This is a genomic window from Kitasatospora sp. NPDC058184 (assembly GCF_042883725.1).
GTDB lineage: Bacteria > Actinomycetota > Actinomycetes > Streptomycetales > Streptomycetaceae > Kitasatospora.
In genome coordinates this window covers 1-1,078 of the sequence record NZ_JBHVVE010000077.1, presented here as the reverse complement: position 1 = coordinate 1,078, position 1,078 = coordinate 1, and the positions used below count along the sequence as shown (strand labels likewise).

Annotated in this window: 1 pseudogene; it reads left to right on the top strand. The window is 39.5% G+C overall.

Features of this window, described 5'->3' with window-relative positions:
- A pseudogene (locus ACFVXH_RS41440) lies at nucleotides 1–1,078 on the top strand (phage tail tape measure protein); the annotation flags it as partial.

Below are 1,078 nucleotides of genomic sequence, written 5' to 3'. Positions count from 1 at the left end.
TGTAGCGAAAAATAATGAGCTCAGAAAAACTATTGAACTGTATCAACGCCAAGCACAAGTAAACGTACAAAACCTTAATACGCGCTATGGCGATACAATGGGTGCAGGAAATAGACAAACTATCCAAGAATATCTGAATGCAGTTAATAGTCTTAACGTAAGTGCCGGCGGTAACAATATCAGATCTCAAATGCAAAGTTTGAACGTGCAATTCAGGGAACTGGCTTCAAATGCGCAAGCAGCAGCTAGTCAAGCCTCATCTTTTGGTGCGGAGTTAACTCAAGCTTTCAAAAGTATGTCGACATATTGTTTTATGGCGCAATATCCGGACTCAAAGAAATGGTATCTCAAGCTGTTGAAATTGACACTTTGATGACGAATATCAGACGTGTTATGAATGAGCCGGACTATAAATACAATGAGCTACTTCAGGAATCAATAAATTTAGGTGACACCCTTTCAAACAAAATCACTGACATACTCCAAATGACTGGCGATTTCGGGCGAATGGGGTTCGATGAAAGTGAACTGTCCACTCTAACAAAAACCGCTCAGGTACTTCAAAACGTCTCTGACTTGACTCCTGACGACACAGTTAACACTTTAACTGCCGCAATGTTAAACTTCAATATTGCAGCTAATGATTCTATTTCAGTCGCAGATAAGCTAAATGAAGTAGATAACAACTACGCTGTAACCACTCTTGATCTAGCCAACTCAATTCGAAAAGCAGGAAGTACTGCTTCTACTTTTGGTGTTGAATTAAATGATTTAATTGGATACACTACAGCAATTGGAAGTACCACTCGTGAATCAGGAAACATTGTTGGTAACTCATTAAAGACGATTTTCGCACGAATTGGAAACAATGATAGCTCAATTAAAGCCTTAGAACAGATCGGAATTTCTGTAAAGACTGCGGGTGGAGAAGCTAAGTCAGCAAGTGACCTTATCGGCGAAGTTGCAGAAAAATGGGACACTCTGAGTGATGCTCAAAAGCAAAATACCTCAATAGGCGTAGCCGGTATTTATCAGCTTTCAAGATTTAATGCAATGATGAATAATTTCTCTATTGCCC